The organism is Acidovorax temperans, assembly GCF_006716905.1.
GTDB classification, from domain to species: Bacteria; Pseudomonadota; Gammaproteobacteria; order Burkholderiales; family Burkholderiaceae_C; genus Acidovorax; species Acidovorax temperans.
On record NZ_VFPV01000001.1, the window covers coordinates 295,478 to 312,756 of the forward strand.

Consider the following 17,279-nt stretch of genomic DNA (forward strand, 5'->3'; position numbering starts at 1 on the left):
GCCCCTTCAAACCGTCGCCAGTTGATCTACCCGCTTGGCATGCAGGCGGTTCACCAGTTCGCGGATTTCATCGTCGGACTGGCCTGCAATGCGGGCACGGGTGATGGCCTTCACCTCGTAGTCAGGCCATGCCTTTGCACGCTGCCCAATGGCTACTGGCCGTGTGAAAAGCCCCGCCCGGATTGCGTTGTAGATGCTGGTGTTGCTGCGGTCGCCTGTTTCAGCCTTGCAGGCGTCGATTCTCCAAAGTGCCATTGCTGCCCATCCTTTCACGGCATTGGTTGCCGGTGTTGCGATGGATGGCAGTTTGTTTTTTGGGGCTTGCTATTTGAAGCCTGTCAGCCGGTACAGTGCAGGGTCTGCCGGTAGAACCTACAGCCTGCCCGCAGGGCCTACGGTGTGCCGGTAGAGTGTAGTTTTTCCCACTCGTTCACCCACTTCAGGGCAGTAGTAAAAACCACGGGCGCAACCTTCCCGGCAATTGCAGTTGCTGCCGCAGACTTGCCCCTGGGCTTGGGCGGATTGGCATCCAGCCATGCGAAAACATCTTGCTTGATGGCGCGGTTCTCAGTGTGACGGCCAGCAGCGCCAACACGCCCCGCATCCTTTGCTTGGCTTCTTTTCGCCAGTGCAACAAGCTCTGCAATCACATATGAGGACGGTTGGAATGTCTGGATTTCTTCGTAAAAATCAGAAGGGTCACTCCCTTGGCAAAGCTCCAAAAGGTATAACGCCTGCTGCTTGTGGAATGACACAGCAACGCCCGCAAGCGCTTTTGTTCGCTCCCGAAATTCTGGGTCATTCTTGAAGCGCCAAACCGAAACCGCTATGTCCATCGGCTCTTCCATCGCGTCCCCTTTCTCGCTCACCTGAAAAGAAAGGCCAGCGCCGCCGGTTCAGGGTGTCCCGGTTGTCCCCCGTCGGGTAAGGCGTGGCGTCAAACTGTTGTCTATGCCCGCTTGAGTTGCACCACGTCAGCACCAGCGGCCAGCTTGTCCAGGTAGTCCGCCCAGCGCTGCATCATCGTCTGGCGCTGCTTCAGGTAGGTGGTGCGGTTGTAGGCGCGTCCGTTGGCATCGCGCACGGCATGGGCCAATTGCGCCTCGATCACCAGCGGGTCGCATTCCAGCCGTTCGGCCAGCATGGTGCGTGCCGTCGCCCTGAACCCGTGCCAGGTCTGAATGTCGGGTGTGTAGCCCATGGATATCAGCGCCGTGCGCACTGAGTTTTCAGATATAGGCTTGCTGCGCTGGCGCTCGCCGGGGAACACCAGCCCGGTTGATTCGGTGTAGGGCTTCAAGACTTCCAGAATCTGCACGGCCTGGGTGGGCAGGGGGACAAGGTGAGGCTGTCCGTTTTCCTTGCCGTCCTTGGTGCGCTTCATGCGCGCAGCGGGGATCGTCCACAGCGCTGCCTCCAGGTCGATTTCTGCCCAGCTCGCGCCGCGCAGTTCGCCGGGGCGCTGGAACAGTAGGGGGGCCAGCCGCAGCGCTGCCCGCACTACAGGGCCGCCCTTGTAGCCCTTGATGGCGCGCAGCAACTCGCCCAGCCGCTCGGGGTCGGTGATAGCAGCGAAGTGAGTTCCCCGGTAGGGGGCCAGTGCGCCTTTCAGGTCGCCGGTAATGTCCCGGTTCACTCTGCCCGTGGCTACCCCGTAGCGCCACACTTGCCGCGCCAGCATCAGGCCACGGTCGGCAGTCTCTACAGCGCCGCGTTCCTCGATCTTGCGCAGCGTTGCCAGCAGCTCCACGGGTTCGATATCGGCCAGCCGCCGATCCCCCAGCCACGGGAACAGGTCACGCTCAAACTGGCGCTTTGCCCGCACTGCATGGGCTTCGCTCCATTGGGGTTCCTGCTTTTCGTACCACTCCAGGGCCACCACTTTGAAGCTGTCGCCTGCCGGGTTCATTGCTTTGAGCTTTTCCACCTTGCGCGCTTGAATGGGGTCTTGTCCCTCGGCTTTTTGCAACTTGGCAGCATCCCGCGCCCGCCGCGCCGCAGTCAGCCCTACAGCCGGGTAGCTGCCCAGCGCCAGCCGTGTTTCCTTGCCTTCCCGGTAAATTTTCTGGAACCAGCGCTTGGAACCCGCCGGACTGATTTCCAGGTACAGCCCCGCGCCGTCGGTCAGGCGCTCCCTTTTCTTGTCGGGTGGGCAGGTGGCATTTCGGCACTGGGCGTCGGTCAGCATGGGGCGTTTCCTGGGGGTGTTCCCCGCTCTTGGCAGGGCAGTTGTTCCCCGCCTACCGGGGTAAAACAGGTTTTGTTCCCCGATATGTTCCCCGCTCACGGTTTGGCTGTCAATGGTTGCCCCTGTCTATCCCTGCTGTGTAAGCTCTTGATTTACCAATGAAAAAGGCCGCCAGGTGGTGTTCCTTGGCGGCCTTTGTTTTGGTGGATGGTGGAGCTGGCGGGAATTGAACCCGCGTCCGTCAGCCTTCATCGAGCAGATCTACATGTTTAGCGGTCTGTTTTAAATCTCGCCATGAATATCGCGCAGTCGCACGCTACACCCACAGCCAGCACCCTATTTTCTTACCTCGACCCAAGGTACCCGGATCAAGGCCAGCCCATGTAATTATCCTTGCAGCCGGGAGGCACTGATTGCTCAGAACCCCCTTGCCCAGCCCATCGGCCAACTGTTGCAAGGCTCACTGGCAATTAAGCAGCGAGTGCGAAACGTTCGTCGTTTGCAGTTAGTTTTTTAAATCGAGATTTACGAGCGTGACTCAAGCTCGACATGCACCACACCGATTCCGAACCCACGTCGAAACCAGGACAGCCCCATGCGTCCTATTTTAGGCCACAGCGATCCATTGCAAGAGCTCGACTGGAGAATTAATTGAAGCATGCGCATTCCAGCTGGAAACATCGGAATGCGCACCCAAGTAGCCGTATGTTGCGCTCACAGTAGACATGCCCGCAGCATGCCCTGCCACGATGTCTCTCTCATCATCACCGACGTAGACACAGCGGATAGGCTCCACTCCCAGGCGCCTAGCCGCTTCCAGTAGCGGAGCCGGATGCGGTTTGGCGTGGGGTGTCGTGTCACCACTGATCACCACACCAGCGGATGCAAACAGCGCAGTGGCCCGCACCAGCGGATCAGTAAAGCGGGCAGATTTGTTGGTAACGATGCCCCAAGGCAAACCTCGGGCCTGAAGAGATTGCAACAAATGCTCCACACCGTCGAATACCGAGGTCAACTCGGTCAACCGGTTCTCATAATTGACGAAGAACTCTTCACGCATGGCGGGAAAGTCGGGGTGCTCGGGCGTCATATCAAACGCCTTGTACAACATGCCCCGCGCCCCAGCGCCAGCCATGGGCCGGTAGTGATCCAAGGAATAAGACGTCAAGCCTCGATCCGTTCGCATCTTGTCAGCCGCAGCCCCAAGATCGGGCGCGCTGTCCACCAAGGTTCCATCCAAGTCAAACAGGACGGCCGCAACGTTTTTGAACATAGCGTGGATTTCAGGAAAACTTGCGTGCTGCCAGCATATAGTTGATGCTGGTGTCTGTAGTCAGGGCATACCGCTTCGTGATCGGGTTGTATTCCATCCCTTTTATGCCAACCAGGTCCAACCCAGCCTCACGGCAGCTAGCGGCCAACTCACTGGGTCGAATCATCTTGGCATATTCGTGGGTGCCGCGGGGCAGCATGTTGAGAACATATTCCGCCCCCACGATAGCAAGCATGAAAGCCTTGGCACTGCGGTGCAAAGTCGAGAAAAACACCCATCCGTCGGGTTTCACCAATTCAGCGCAAGCCCGCACCACAGAGCCGGGATCTGGAACATGCTCCAGCATTTCCATGCAAGTCACCACATCAAAGCTGGCGGGCTGCTCTTGCGCGAGCGCCTCGACACTGATTTCCCGGTATTGAATATTCGGAGTGCCTGTTTCCAAGGCATGTAACTGCGCAACCCTAAGTGACTTGGATGCCAGGTCAATCCCGGTGACATTTGCTCCTTTGCGCGCCATGGAGTCTGCCAATATCCCGCCCCCACAGCCAACGTCCAGAACTCGTTTCTGGTTCAGGTCAGCAAGGGCGTGAATCCAGTCCAAGCGAAGAGGATTGATTTGGTGCAGAGGCTTGAATTCGCTCTCTGGGTCCCACCAGTGGTGGGCCAAGTCTGAGAACTTGGCCAATTCTGCAGGGTCTGCGTTGAGTGCTTCAGTCATATCGCCATTTTCCCCCAAGGACCTATGCCCTATCGAGGATGTACAAATCATCTGGACATAAAAAAAGCCCCGTCACCGGGGCTTTTTTTGGAGTAATCAGAGATTACTTGGTAGCACGGGTGCCGACCACTTCGATTTCCACGCGACGGTTCTTGGCGCGGCCTTCGGCAGTCTTGTTGTCAGCCACAGGTTGCTTTTCGCCCTTGCCTTCGGTGTACACGCGGTTCTTTTCGATGCCCTTGGACACCAAGTAAGCCTTCACAGCTTCGGAACGACGCACAGACAGCTTTTGGTTGTAAGCATCGGAACCCACGGAGTCAGTGTGACCCACAGCGATGATCACTTCCAGGTTGATACCCTTGACCTTGGAGACCAGATCGTCCAACTTGGCCTTGCCTTCTGCCTTCAGGACAGACTTGTCGAAGTCGAAGAATGCGTCAGCAGCGTAGGTAACCTTTTGAGCGGCAACAGCGGGAGCTGCTACGGCAGGAGCTGCTGCGGCGGGAGCTGCAGGAGCTGCCGCGGGTGCGGCGGCAGGAGCTGCTGCCTTGGCAGCGATAGCGCCGTCGCAGCCAGGAGCTGCAGTAGCAGGCGTCCAGTTGGCATCGCGCCAGCACAGTTCGTTGGTGCCGTTCTTCCAGACCAGATCGCCGGAACCGTTCTTCCAGTTGTCTACAGTTTGTGCGCCAGCGGCGGTTGCGAGCGCTGCAGAGGCAAACAACATCGCCACTTTGTTCAGTTTCTTCATGGTTCTCCTCTTGGGGAAAAAGCCGCAGCCGCGCTGCGAATCAGGACGCTTAGGGTGACCACCACCAAAAACGTTGAAACGATTGTGCCATACGTAACAGGCGAAAAGCGGCTCTACTTCATAAGGCACCGTAGGACAAAACCGCAATAGCCCTCATATGTTGCTCGGGCGCTACAAGCATCTAAGCCTAAAATGGCTCTCCTTTGCTGCCTCCGCCGTCCAAATGACCCAGTTTGCCAAAGAAACCCTGCCGATCAGTCTTGAAGAAGAAATGCGGCGCAGTTACCTCGATTACGCGATGAGCGTGATCGTAGGCCGGGCCTTGCCTGACGCACGAGACGGCTTGAAGCCGGTGCACCGGCGCGTGCTTTACGCAATGCACGAACTCAACAACGATTGGAATCGACCCTATAAAAAGTCGGCCCGTATCGTTGGCGACGTGATTGGTAAGTACCACCCCCACGGAGACTCGGCGGTGTACGACACCATCGTGCGGATGGCGCAAGACTTCTCATTGCGTCACATGCTGGTGGACGGTCAGGGCAACTTCGGCTCGGTGGACGGCGACAACGCCGCTGCCATGCGGTACACCGAAATCCGCCTGGCAAAAATTGCTCACGAAATGCTGGGCGACATCGACAAGGAAACGGTCGATTTCGGCCCCAACTACGACGGCAGCGAAAAAGAGCCGCTGGTATTGCCCAGCAAGCTGCCCAACCTGCTGGTCAATGGCTCCGCAGGCATTGCGGTGGGCATGGCCACCAATATTCCACCGCACAACCTGAACGAAGTGGTGGATGCCTGCCTGCACATGCTGCGCAACCCGGATGCTTCCATTGATGAGCTGATGGAGATCATTCCCGCGCCTGACTTCCCCACGGCCGGGATCATCTACGGCATCAATGGTGTGAAGGATGGCTATCGCACCGGCCGCGGCAAGGTGGTGATGCGCGCCAAGTGCCACTTCGAGGACATCGACCGCGGCCAGCGCCAGGCGATCATCGTGGACGAGCTGCCCTACCAGGTCAACAAGAAGACCCTGCAGGAGCGCATGGCCGAGCTGGTGCACGAGAAGAAAATCGAAGGCATCAGCCACATCCAGGACGAGTCGGACAAATCCGGCATGCGCCTGGTGATCGAACTCAAGCGCGGCGAAGTGCCCGAGGTGGTGCTGAACAACCTGTACAAGCAGACGCAGCTGCAGGACACATTCGGCATGAACATGGTGGCGCTGATTGACGGCCAACCCCGCCTGTGCAACCTCAAGGACCTGATCAGCGTCTTCCTGCAGCACCGCCGCGAAGTGGTGACACGCCGCACGGTGTTCGAGCTGCGCAAAGCCCGTGATCGCGGGCACGTACTCGAAGGCTTGGCCGTGGCATTGGCCAACATTGACGATTTCATTGCCATCATCCGCAACGCCCCAACCCCCCCAGTGGCCAAGGCTGAGCTGATGACCCGCTCTTGGGACAGCAAACTGGTGCGCGAGATGCTGACCCGCACGCGCGCCGATGGCGGCGTGATCAACGCCGACGACTACCGCCCTGAAGGCCTGGAAAAAGAATTCGGCATGGGCCAGGACGGCCTGTACCGACTGTCTGAAACGCAGGCCCAGGAAATCCTGCAGATGCGCCTGCAGCGCCTCACGGGCCTGGAGCAAGACAAGATCGTGGCCGAGTACAAGGAAGTCATGGCGGTCATCGAAGACCTGCTGGACATCCTGGCCAAGCCCGAGCGTGTCTCGACCATCATTGGCGAAGAGCTCACTTCCATCAAGCAGGAGTTCGGCCAGCACAAGCTGGGCGCACGCCGCTCGATCGTTGAATACAGTGCACAGGACCTCTCCACCGAAGACCTGATCACCCCCACCGACATGGTGGTGACGCTCAGCCACACCGGCTACATCAAGAGCCAGCCGCTGTCCGAATACCGCGCCCAAAAGCGTGGCGGCCGCGGCAAGCAGGCTACGGCTACGAAAGAAGACGACTGGATCGACCAGCTCTTCATCGCCAACACGCACGACTACATCCTGTGCTTTTCCAATCGCGGCCGCCTGTACTGGCTCAAGGTGTGGGAAGTGCCAGCGGGCTCGCGCGGATCGCGTGGCCGCCCCATCGTCAACATGTTCCCCCTGCAGGACGGCGAGAAGATCAACGTGGTGCTGCCGCTCACCGGCGACATGCGCAGCTTCCCAGCCGACCGCTTCGTGTTCATGGCGACAAGCATGGGCACAGTCAAGAAAACGGCGCTGGACGAGTTCAGCAACCCGCGCAAGGGCGGCATCATTGCCGTGAACCTGGATGACGGCGACTACCTGATCGGCGCGGCCCTCACCGATGGCAAACATGACGTGATGCTGTTCAGCGACGGCGGCAAGGCCGTGCGCTTTGACGAAAACGATGTGCGTCCGCTGGGCCGTGCGGCGCGCGGTGTGCGCGGCATGATGCTGGAAGAAGGCCAGAGCGTGATCGCCATGCTGGTGGCCGAAGACGAAAGCCAAAGCGTGCTCACCGCCACCGAAAACGGCTATGGCAAACGCACCAGCATCGTCGAATACACGCGCCACGGCCGTGGCACCAAGGGCATGATCGCCATCCAGCAAAGCGAGCGCAATGGCAAGGTCGTTGCCGCCACGCTGGTGCATGCTGAAGACGAGATCATGCTGATCACCGACAAGGGCGTGCTGGTGCGCACCCGTGTGAGCGAGATCCGCGAACTGGGCCGCGCCACGCAGGGCGTGACGCTGATTGCACTGGACGAAGGCTCCAAGCTCAGCGGCCTGCAGCGCATTGTGGAAAACGATGCCAACGCTCCGGATTCAGCCACAGAGGCTGGTGATGAATCTGAAGGCGGTAACGCCAGCGAAGGCCGCACAACGCCTGAGGCTTGACCGCCAAGCCGCAGCCACGGCTTTGAGCCTTGGCTGCACTTGCTATCAAAATCAGAGCTTCTGCCGCTTACTCAGCAAGCGCTGGAAGCTCTTTTTAGGCTCTTCTAGCGAATGCTAGTGATGCACTCGATAAATGTCGTACGTCGAAATCGTCGTTTACAGACGTGCGGCGATTTCCATCACTACTATTCGCTAGAAGAGCCTCTTTTTATCATTAACCGATGAACCGCCCCTACAACTTCTCCGCCGGCCCGGCCGCCATCCCTGCCGAAGTCCTTGAACAAGCCGCTGCTGAAATGCTCGACTGGCACGGCAGCGGTATGGGCGTGATGGAGATGAGCCACCGGGGCAAGGAATTCATCTCGATTTACGAGCAGGCAGAAGCCGACCTGCGCGAGCTGCTGGCGGTGCCGGCCAATTTCAAGATCCTGTTCATGCAAGGTGGTGGCTTGGCGGAAAACGCCATCGTTCCGCTGAATCTTTCGCGCGCAGCGACGGTGGACTTTGTGGTGACGGGCGGCTGGAGCCAAAAGTCTCAAAAAGAAGCGCTCAAGTACGCATCGGAATCGCGCATTGCGGCCTCGGGACAAGAGTCAGGGTTCACCACCCTGCCCGCGCCATCAACGTGGCAACTGAGCAAGGGCGCCAGCTATGTGCACCTGTGCAGCAATGAAACCATCCACGGGGTGGAGTTTCATGAACTGCCGGACCTCCAGAGCCTGGGTAGCGATGCACCGTTGGTCATCGACTTCTCCTCCCACGTGGCCTCGCGCGGTGTGGACTGGTCGCGCGTGGGTGTCGCGTTCGGCGGCGCCCAAAAGAACCTCGGCCCCGCCGGCCTGACGCTGGTCGTAGTGCGCGAAGACCTGCTCGGGCACGCCCTGCCGATCTGCCCCAGCGCGTTCGATTACAAGATCGTTGCGGACAACCAGTCGATGTACAACACACCGCCCACCTGGGGCATCTACATGGCCGGCCTCACCTTCCAGTGGCTCAAGCGCCAGCGCGAAGGTGGTTTGACGGGCATTGCCGCCATCGAGCAGCGCAACCTTGCCAAGGCCGAGTTGCTGTACAGCGCCATCGACAACTCCCAGTTTTACGTGAACAAAGTGGCAGTGAACTGCCGCTCGCGCATGAACATCCCGTTCTTCCTGCGCGATGAAAGCCGCAACGAGGCATTCCTGACCGGTGCCCGCGAACGCGGTCTGCTGCAACTCAAGGGCCACAAGTCCGTGGGCGGTATGCGTGCCAGCCTCTACAACGCCATGCCCTTGGAGGGCGTTCAGGCGCTGGTGACCTACATGCGAGAATTTGAACAAAAGCACGCCTGAGCGGCAGCCACCCACGCCCCACCCATGAATACTCCGCAAGCATCCCCTGATCTCGCCAGCCTGCGCGTGCAGATCGACACCATCGACCAGCAACTGCTCTCGCTGCTGAACCAGCGGGCGCTGGTGGCCGAGCAGGTGGGCGAGGTCAAGAAACGCGAAGGCACGCCGTTCTTCCGGCCTGATCGCGTTGCCCAGGTCATTGAAAAGATCACCACGGCCAATCCCGGCCCGCTCAAGGGCCCGCATGTGGCAGCCATCTGGCGCGAAATCATGTCGGCTTGCCTGGCGCTTGAATCGCCGCAGCGTGTAGCCGTACTGGGCCCGGAAGGCACTTTCTGCGAGCAGGCAGCGATCGAGTTCTTTGGCGGCGCGGCCGACCTGATGTACTGCGCCAACTTCGACGAAGTCTTTCACGCCACCGCCGCGGGTAGCGCCCAGTACGGCGTGGTGGGTGTTGAAAACTCCACCGAAGGCGTGGTCACCCGCTCACTGGATTTGTTCCTGCACACCCCCACCCATGTGGTGGGCGAGGTGAGCTTGCTGGTGCGCCACAACCTGCTGCGCACTACCAATTCTCTGGACAACATCGAAGCGGTGTTGGCGCACCCCCAGGCCTTGGCCCAATGCCAGGCATGGCTCTCCAAGCACTTGCCGCATGCAGAGCGCCGCCCCGTCTCCAGCAATGCAGAAGGCGCACGCCTGGCCACCACCAATCCGGCCTGGGCCGCGTTGTCCAGCGAACGGGCGGCCAGTCAGTTTGGCCTGCACATCGTGTCGCACGCCATCCAGGACGATGCGTACAACCGCACACGGTTTGCCATCATTTGCCTGCCGCACACGCTGCAGACCCCACCACCTTCCGGCAAAGATTGCACCAGCCTGATTGTTTCCGTGCCCAACCGGCCCGGAGCTGTGCATGACCTGCTGGTGCCGCTGAAGAACCACGGGGTATCCATGACTCGGTTTGAGTCGCGCCCCGCGCGCACCGGTCAATGGGAATACTATTTCTACATCGACCTGGACGGGCATCCCGCACAGCCCCATGTAGGCCGGGCGCTGGAAGAACTGCGCAGCCTGTGCGCCTTCTACAAAGTGCTGGGTACCTACCCGGTCACTGCGTGAGGAGAGTCGATCCATGTTTGAACAACTGGGATTGATCGGCTGCGGCCTCATGGGCGGCTCCTTTGCGCTGGCACTGAAAAAGGCCGGGCTGGTGAAGCGCGTCGTGGGGTACAGCAAGTCGCCCTCCACCACCGACCGGGCTCGCCAGCTCGGCGTCATCGATGTAGAGGCTCCCTCCGCCCTGCTCGCCGTGGCAGGCGCTGACATCGTGCTGGTGGCTGTGCCTGTGGCCGCGACCGAAGCCACGCTCAAGGCCATCAAGCACTTGGTCACCCCCCAGATGCTGATCATGGACGTGGGCTCCACCAAGGCCGACGTGGTGCAGGCTGCACGGCGTGCGCTGCGTGATCAGGTGGGTTCCTTCGTGCCAGCACACCCCATCACCGGCCGCGAAGTGGCAGGGGTGGAACATGCAGACGCTGAGCTGTATTACGGCCGTCAGGTCATTCTGACCCCGACGGAACGCACACTCACCGCGCAGTTGCTGCAAGCGCAAGAAGTGTGGCAAGCCATTGGCTGCCGCGTGAGCAGCATGTCCCCTGAATCGCATGACAGCGCGTTTGCCGCCGTCAGCCACCTGCCCCATCTGCTGGCATTCGCGATGATGAACACCCTCACCGGCCAACCCGAGGGGGACGATTACCTGTCATTGGCCGGCCCTGGTTTCCGGGACTTCACCCGCATCGCGGCTGGCGAGCCGAAGATGTGGCGCGACATCATGCTGGCCAACCGTGATGAGCTGCTGGCGCAATCCAAGCTCTTTCAGCAAGCGCTGGCACAGCTGGAACAAGCCATCGCCAGTGGCAACGCCCAGGCACTCGAAGACATGCTGACGCTGGCCAGCGAAACCCGCGCCCACTGGCGCATGGGTGCACAACGCACATCCAAGCAACCATAAATGTTCACTACCGCTTTCCTTGATCTCCCCGCGCTGGATGCGGCTGCGGGTGAAGTGCTGCTGCCTGGCTCCAAAAGCATCTCCAACCGGGTTCTCCTGCTCTCCGCTTTGAGCCTGGGCACGACCACGGTGTACGACTTGCTGGCATCAGACGACACGCGCGTCATGCTGGACGGCTTGCGCCAGATTGGTTGCGAAGTCGAAGAATCAGGTAGCACGGTGCGCATTACCGGCCTGGGTGGACGCAAACCCGTGTCGCCCTGCAGCCTGTTCATGGGCAATGCAGGCACGGCCATGCGCCCACTGACCGCTGCGCTGGCGCTGCTGGGTGGCGAGTTTGAACTCTCGGGCGTGCCGCGCATGCACGAACGCCCCATTGGCGACCTGGTGGATGCCCTGCGGCAACTGGGCTGCCACATCGACTACCTGGGCAATCCCGGCTACCCTCCGCTGCGCATCGCGCACAGCAACGGAGTTCCTGCACTGGCACTGAACCATCCCATCCAGGTGCGTGGGGATGTGTCCAGCCAGTTCCTCACAGCGCTGCTCATGGCGCTGCCCTTGGTCGCCACCCAGACCGCTGTACACATTGAAGTGGTGGGCGAGCTGATCTCCAAGCCCTACATCGCCATCACCCTGCAGTTGCTGGCGCGGTTCGGCATTCAGGTCCACCACGACAACTGGCAGCGGTTCACCATCCCTGCAGGCAGCCAGTACCAGTCGCCCGGCAGCATCTACGTGGAGGCGGATGCATCTTCTGCTAGCTATTTCATAGCGCTTGGCGCAATAGCATCAAGCGCTGAAGCCTCAAACTCCATCAAGATTCAAGGCGTGGGGCTGGACTCGATCCAGGGCGACATCCGCTTTGTGGAAGCAGCCCAGGCCATGGGCGCCAAAGTCACCGGCGGCCCCAACTGGCTGGAGGTGCAGCGGGGTGCATGGCCCCTCAAGGCCATTGATCTGGACTGCAACCACATCCCTGACGCAGCCATGACCCTGGCCGTGATGGCGCTCTACGCCACGGGCACCACCACCCTGCGCAACATTGCCAGCTGGCGCGTCAAGGAAACCGACCGCATTGCGGCCATGGCCAATGAGCTCCGCAAATTGGGGGCCACCGTGCAGGAAGGCGCCGATTACATCCAGATCACGCCACCTGCCAGCATCGAGCACTGGAAAGCCGCAAGCATCCACACCTATGACGACCACCGGGTGGCAATGTGCTTCTCACTGGCGACCTTCAACCCCGCTCAGCTGCCGGTGCGCATTGAAGACCCTAAATGCGTGGCCAAGACTTTCCCGGACTACTTCGAGGCCTTCCTCGGAACCGCCGTCCTGCCCGCTCAGCGCATTCCAGTGATCTGTATTGACGGCCCTACCGCTTCCGGCAAGGGCACCGTCGCGGCAGAAGTTGCAAAGCGCCTCGGGTACCACTTTCTCGATTCTGGGGCCATGTACCGCATCACGGCCTACGCAGCACTCCAGGCGGGCTTGGTGATTGATCCAGCCCATGAAACAGCCATCGCCCAATTGGCCAAGAGCTTGCCAGTGCGCTTTGACGGTGGCCGTGTTTATCTGGGCAATGAAGACGTGACCGATGCTATCCGCACCGAAGAGGCGGGCATGAACGCATCACGCGTGTCTGCCCTGCCCTCCGTTCGCACGGCGCTGGTAGACCTGCAACACGGCTTCCAGCGCCTGCCCGGTCTGGTGGCAGACGGGCGCGACATGGGCACCGTGATCTTCCCAGACGCCCCTTTGAAGGTGTTTTTGACTGCCAGTGCAGCCTGCCGGGCCGAGCGGCGGTATAAACAGTTGATTTCAAAGGGTTTTCAAGCTAACATCGATGACCTTCGTGCCGATTTGGAAGCGCGCGACGCACGGGACAGTTCCCGCAGCGTGGCTCCTCTCAAGCCAGCGCAAGATGCTTTGGTCCTGGACAACTCCACTTTGACGATTGAACAAGCCGTCAATCAGGTGATGAACTGGTGGCTGGAGCGTCAACCTTTCGCAACCCCTGCGCAAGGCTGACAAGGCGGGTCGTAAGGCCCTGCCAAGCCCATTCCGCCCCTACCGCGCGTCAGCGCACAGGCGGTTTGGTTTTTTAACTTAACCCGCGGTCACACCGCAAAAAACCACCGCAAGCAGCTATAAAAACGGTAGCAATGGTGCTACCGGAATCCTGTTTGTGGCAAGGAAACACATGTCCGAATCTTTTGCCGCCCTTTTTGAAGAATCCTTGCAGCGTACGGAAATGCGCCCAGGCGAAGTCATCACCGCTGAAGTCGTGCGCGTTGAGCACAACTTCGTGGTCGTGAACGCCGGCCTCAAGTCCGAAGCCTACGTGCCGCTGGAAGAGTTCAAGAACGACAAGGGCGAAGTTGAAGTCCAAGTCGGTGACTTCGTTTCGGTGGCCATCGGCTCCATCGAAAACGGTTACGGCGACACCATCCTGTCGCGTGACACCGCCAAGCGTCTGGCTTCCTGGATGAGCCTGGAAAAGGCCCTGGAATCCGGCGAATTCGTCACTGGCACGACCAGCGGCAAGGTCAAGGGCGGTCTGACCGTTCTGGTCAACGGCATCCGCGCATTCCTGCCCGGTTCGCTGATCGATACACGTCCGATCAAGGATCTGACGCCGTACGAAAACAAGACCATGGAATTCAAGGTCATCAAGCTGGACCGCAAGCGCAACAACGTGGTGCTGAGCCGCCGCGCTGTGGTGGAAGCTTCCATGGGCGAAGAACGCGCCAAGCTGATGGAAACCCTGAAGGAAGGCTCCATCGTTCAAGGCGTGGTCAAGAACATCACCGAATACGGTGCATTCGTGGACCTGGGCGGCATCGACGGCCTGCTGCACATCACCGACATGGCATGGCGCCGCGTGCGTCACCCGTCCGAAGTGGTGACCGCTGGTCAGGAAATCACTGCCAAGATCCTGAAGTTCGACACCGAAAAGAACCGCGTGTCCCTGGGCCTGAAGCAAATGGGCGACGACCCATGGATGGGCGTGAACCGCCGCTACCCCCAAGGCACCCGCCTGTTCGGCAAGATCACGAACATTGCCGACTACGGCGCGTTCGTCGAACTCGAACCCGGCATCGAAGGCCTGGTGCACGTGTCTGAAATGGACTGGACCAACAAGAACATCGCTCCCGCCAAGCTGGTTTCGCTGGGCGACGAAGTCGAAGTCATGGTTCTGGAAATCGACGAAGACAAGCGCCGTATCAGCCTGGGCATGAAGCAGTGCAAGGCCAACCCATGGCAAGAGTTTGCTCAGGAAACCAAGCGCGGTGACCGCGTGAAGGGCCCGATCAAGTCCATCACCGACTTCGGCGTGTTCGTGGGTCTGGCTGCCGGCATCGACGGTCTGGTGCACCTGTCCGACCTGTCCTGGAACGAGCCCGGCGAAGCCGCTGTTCGCAACTACAAGAAGGGCCAGGAAGTCGAGGCGATCGTGCTGGCCGTGGACGTGGACCGCGAGCGTATCTCCCTGGGCATCAAGCAGCTCGACGGCGACCCGTTCACCACCTTCGTGACGGTGAACGACAAGGGCCAGACGGTGACCGGCAAGGTCAAGACCGTGGACGCCCGTGGCGCTGAAATCGACCTGGGCGACGACATCGTCGGCTACCTGCGCGCTTCGGAAATCTCCCGCGACCGCGTGGAAGATGCCCGCAATGTGCTGAAGGAAGGCGACGAAGTGACAGCCGTGGTGGTGAACGTGGATCGCAAGACCCGCAACATCCAGCTGTCGATCAAGGCCAAGGACCAAGCTGACCAGCAAGAAGCCATGGCCAGCCTGAGCCAGCAATCGAGCCGCGAAAGCGCCGGCACGACCAGCCTGGGCGCCCTGCTGCGCGCGAAGCTGGACAATTCGGAAAAGTAAAGCCGCTTCTGGCCGGGTAACCGGCCAGCTGGCAACATCGGGCGCACAAGTGCCCGCCGCTCGGGAAACCTCAAATTTCCCGGCGTGGTGGGTTTCTTATGCGCCCGTTCTCATTGGATAACGCGATGCCCCAAGACTCCATGACCCGCTCTGACCTCGTCGAAGAACTGGCCGCCCGCTTTGGCCAACTCACGCACAAGGACGCTGAATTCGCCGTCAAGACCATCCTGGACGCCGTGGGCGAAGCCTTGGTCAAAGGCCATCGGATCGAGATTCGGGGCTTTGGCAGTTTTTCCGTCAATCACCGCCCTCCTCGCATGGGCCGCAATCCACGCAGCGGCGAAGCCGTGGCGATCCCTGAAAAGCGCGTCCCGCACTTCAAGCCAGGCAAAGCCCTGCGCGAAGCGGTAGACCAGCGCACCCAGCCCCTCGACGTGCAACCTTGAGCAGCCCCAAGAACCTGTTCAAAGATCAGCGCTGCGAAAACCACACGCGGTACGGGCAGTCCGGCAAAGCGCGGCAGATCTGGCACTCAGGCCCCATGCCACTACACGGCACGGCACGCAAGCAGCATCAAAATTCATAGCACCTCGCGCTTTATTCACGGGCGCTGCAGGCAATTTCTATTAAATTTTGAGCATTCATACTTCTCCACAGCGCTCGAAAATAACGCTGAGGCGATCCAGACAGTCAGCCCAGGCGCTGCACGTAGAATCTCCGCACCACCGGGGACACCATGAAATACCTGCTGTGGCTGCTGAAAGCGGCCATTTTCTTTACCCTGTTTGCGTTTGCGCTGAACAACCAGCAAGACGCCACCGTTCACTTCTTCTTTGGCACGCAATGGCGGGCGCCACTGGTGTTGGTGGTGCTGACCGCTTTTGCGGCAGGACTGGTCACCGGGGTGCTGGGCATGGTGCCGCGCTGGTGGCGGCATCGCAACATCGCGCTGAAGGCGCAGCAAACGGCGGCAACCACGCCCCCTGCGCAGACCACAGCGTCTGCTCCAGCAGTTCCCCCTGCACCTAACGACTACCCGCCTGTTCATGGAATTTGATGCAACCTGGATGCTGCTGGGGCTGCCCCTGGCCTTTGTGCTGGGCTGGCTGGCCTCGCGGTTTGATCTGCGCCAGCTGCGTGCAGAAAACCGCAGAGCCCCCAAGGCCTACTTCAAGGGCCTGAACTTTCTGCTGAACGAGCAGCAGGACCAGGCCATCGATGCCTTCATCGAGGCCGTGCAGAACGACCCCGACACCTCGGAACTTCACTTTGCGCTGGGCAACCTGTTTCGCCGCCGTGGCGAGTACGACCGGGCGGTGCGGGTGCACGAGCACCTGCTCTCGCGTGGCGACCTGACACCGGCCGACAGGGAACGAGCCCAGCATGCCCTGGCCCTTGATTTTCTGAAGGCCGGCTTGCTCGACCGCGCCGAGGACGCCCTCAACCGCCTGGAGGGGACGCCCTTCGAGGCCCAGGCACGGCTTGCCTTGCTGGCCATTTACGAACGTTCACGCGACTGGTCGCACGCAGCCAGCATTGCTCAAAAAATGCATGCGGCAGACCAGGGTGACTTCAGCACCCGACAAGCCCATTACCTCTGCGAGCAAGCCCTGGCGCTGAGCGTGCAAGGTGATCGCGCAGGCGCGAAGGCGCTGCTTGAACAAGCCATTGCGGCTGCGCCCGACGCTGCCCGGGCCCGCATTGAGTTGGCACGGCTACAGCAATTGATGGGCCAGCCCGATGCCGTGCTGGCCACCCTGCAGACGCTGGGCGAACGGGCCCCCGCCGCCCTGCCCTTGGCCGCCCCGCTGCTGGTAGAGGCCGGCAACGCCACTGGCCGCCAAGCCGAAGTGCATGCACGGCTGGTAGCACACTACGAGCAATCGCCCAGCCTGGATGTTCTGGAAAGCATCGTGGCCATGGAAGCCGCCAATGACGCCACCCAAGCCACCGCGCGGGTGAGGTATGTGCAGCACCTGGACAAGGAGCGCTCGCTGGTCGCGGCGGCCAAATGGCTGTCGGCAGAGAAGCTGGAACATGAAGAATTCCACCCACAGATCCAGCGCGCTCTGGAACACGCGGTGAAGCCCCTGACTCGCTACCGCTGCGCCGCCTGTGGTTTTGAAGCCCGCCAGCATTTCTGGCAATGCCCCGGTTGCCAGACTTGGGACAGCTACCCCGCACGCCGGGTGGAAGAACTCTGAGCCCGGCGTACCAGC

15 protein-coding genes and 1 other RNA gene are annotated in these 17,279 nt (G+C 60.5%); 9 read left to right on the top strand and 7 right to left on the bottom strand.

What is annotated here, in order from left to right; all coding sequences use genetic code 11:
* Positions 1-6: 6 nt before the first annotated feature.
* The 7 genes from BDD18_RS01390 to ompA form a co-directional block, all read right to left on the bottom strand.
* Positions 7-255: a helix-turn-helix transcriptional regulator gene (locus tag BDD18_RS01390; RefSeq protein WP_142080968.1), complete on the bottom strand. Its 249-nt coding sequence runs from the start codon at positions 253-255 to the stop codon at positions 7-9.
* A 137-nt stretch (positions 256-392) separates the two neighbouring features.
* Complete coding sequence (locus BDD18_RS01395; RefSeq protein ID WP_142080970.1) at positions 393-848, bottom strand: hypothetical protein; 456 nt, start codon at positions 846-848, stop codon at positions 393-395.
* Positions 849-949: 101 nt separating this feature from the next.
* On the bottom strand, positions 950-2,188 hold the full coding sequence (locus BDD18_RS01400; protein WP_142080972.1) for a tyrosine-type recombinase/integrase: 1,239 nt from the start codon (positions 2,186-2,188) through the stop codon (positions 950-952).
* A gap of 208 nt (positions 2,189-2,396) precedes the next feature.
* Positions 2,397-2,783, bottom strand: a transfer-messenger RNA (tmRNA) gene (gene ssrA / locus BDD18_RS01405).
* A gap of 12 nt (positions 2,784-2,795) precedes the next feature.
* Positions 2,796-3,461: a phosphoglycolate phosphatase gene (gph, locus tag BDD18_RS01410; protein WP_066690569.1), complete on the bottom strand. Its 666-nt coding sequence runs from the start codon at positions 3,459-3,461 to the stop codon at positions 2,796-2,798.
* Positions 3,462-3,471: 10 nt separating this feature from the next.
* Positions 3,472-4,182 carry a bifunctional 2-polyprenyl-6-hydroxyphenol methylase/3-demethylubiquinol 3-O-methyltransferase UbiG gene (gene ubiG, locus BDD18_RS01415; RefSeq protein ID WP_142080973.1) on the bottom strand — a complete coding sequence of 237 codons (711 nt, stop codon included), beginning with the start codon at positions 4,180-4,182 and terminating at the stop codon, positions 3,472-3,474.
* Between the two features lie 103 nt (positions 4,183-4,285).
* Positions 4,286-4,930 (bottom strand): outer membrane protein OmpA, encoded by a 645-nt coding sequence (ompA, locus tag BDD18_RS01420; protein ID WP_142080975.1) that lies wholly within the window; start codon positions 4,928-4,930, stop codon positions 4,286-4,288.
* A 223-nt stretch (positions 4,931-5,153) separates the two neighbouring features.
* Here ompA and gyrA point away from each other — a divergent pair, with 223 nt between their 5' ends.
* From gyrA to lapB, 9 genes are all read left to right on the top strand, one after another.
* A complete protein-coding gene (gene gyrA, locus BDD18_RS01425; protein ID WP_142080977.1) occupies positions 5,154-7,820 on the top strand; it encodes a DNA gyrase subunit A in 2,667 nt (888 codons plus the stop codon).
* A gap of 221 nt (positions 7,821-8,041) precedes the next feature.
* A complete protein-coding gene (gene serC, locus BDD18_RS01430; protein WP_142080979.1) occupies positions 8,042-9,151 on the top strand; it encodes a 3-phosphoserine/phosphohydroxythreonine transaminase in 1,110 nt (369 codons plus the stop codon).
* A 24-nt stretch (positions 9,152-9,175) separates the two neighbouring features.
* Positions 9,176-10,273 (top strand): prephenate dehydratase, encoded by a 1,098-nt coding sequence (gene pheA / locus BDD18_RS01435; protein ID WP_066783848.1) that lies wholly within the window; start codon positions 9,176-9,178, stop codon positions 10,271-10,273.
* Positions 10,274-10,286: 13 nt separating this feature from the next.
* Positions 10,287-11,171, top strand: coding sequence for a prephenate dehydrogenase (locus BDD18_RS01440; RefSeq protein WP_066783850.1), 885 nt, complete (start codon positions 10,287-10,289; stop codon positions 11,169-11,171).
* Entirely contained in the window at positions 11,172-13,202 is a 2,031-nt protein-coding gene (locus tag BDD18_RS01445) for a bifunctional 3-phosphoshikimate 1-carboxyvinyltransferase/cytidylate kinase (RefSeq protein WP_142080981.1), read from the top strand.
* Between the two features lie 172 nt (positions 13,203-13,374).
* A complete protein-coding gene (gene rpsA / locus BDD18_RS01450) occupies positions 13,375-15,060 on the top strand; it encodes a 30S ribosomal protein S1 (protein ID WP_142080983.1) in 1,686 nt (561 codons plus the stop codon).
* Between the two features lie 140 nt (positions 15,061-15,200).
* Positions 15,201-15,506: an integration host factor subunit beta gene (locus tag BDD18_RS01455; protein ID WP_453935099.1), complete on the top strand. Its 306-nt coding sequence runs from the start codon at positions 15,201-15,203 to the stop codon at positions 15,504-15,506.
* A 290-nt stretch (positions 15,507-15,796) separates the two neighbouring features.
* Positions 15,797-16,117, top strand: a complete 321-nt coding sequence (locus BDD18_RS01460; RefSeq protein ID WP_066696217.1) for a LapA family protein — start codon at positions 15,797-15,799, stop codon at positions 16,115-16,117.
* Complete coding sequence (gene lapB / locus BDD18_RS01465) at positions 16,107-17,264, top strand: lipopolysaccharide assembly protein LapB (RefSeq protein WP_142080985.1); 1,158 nt, start codon at positions 16,107-16,109, stop codon at positions 17,262-17,264. Before BDD18_RS01460 ends, lapB begins: the two co-directional genes overlap by 11 nt.
* The last annotated feature ends 15 nt before the right edge of the window (positions 17,265-17,279 follow it).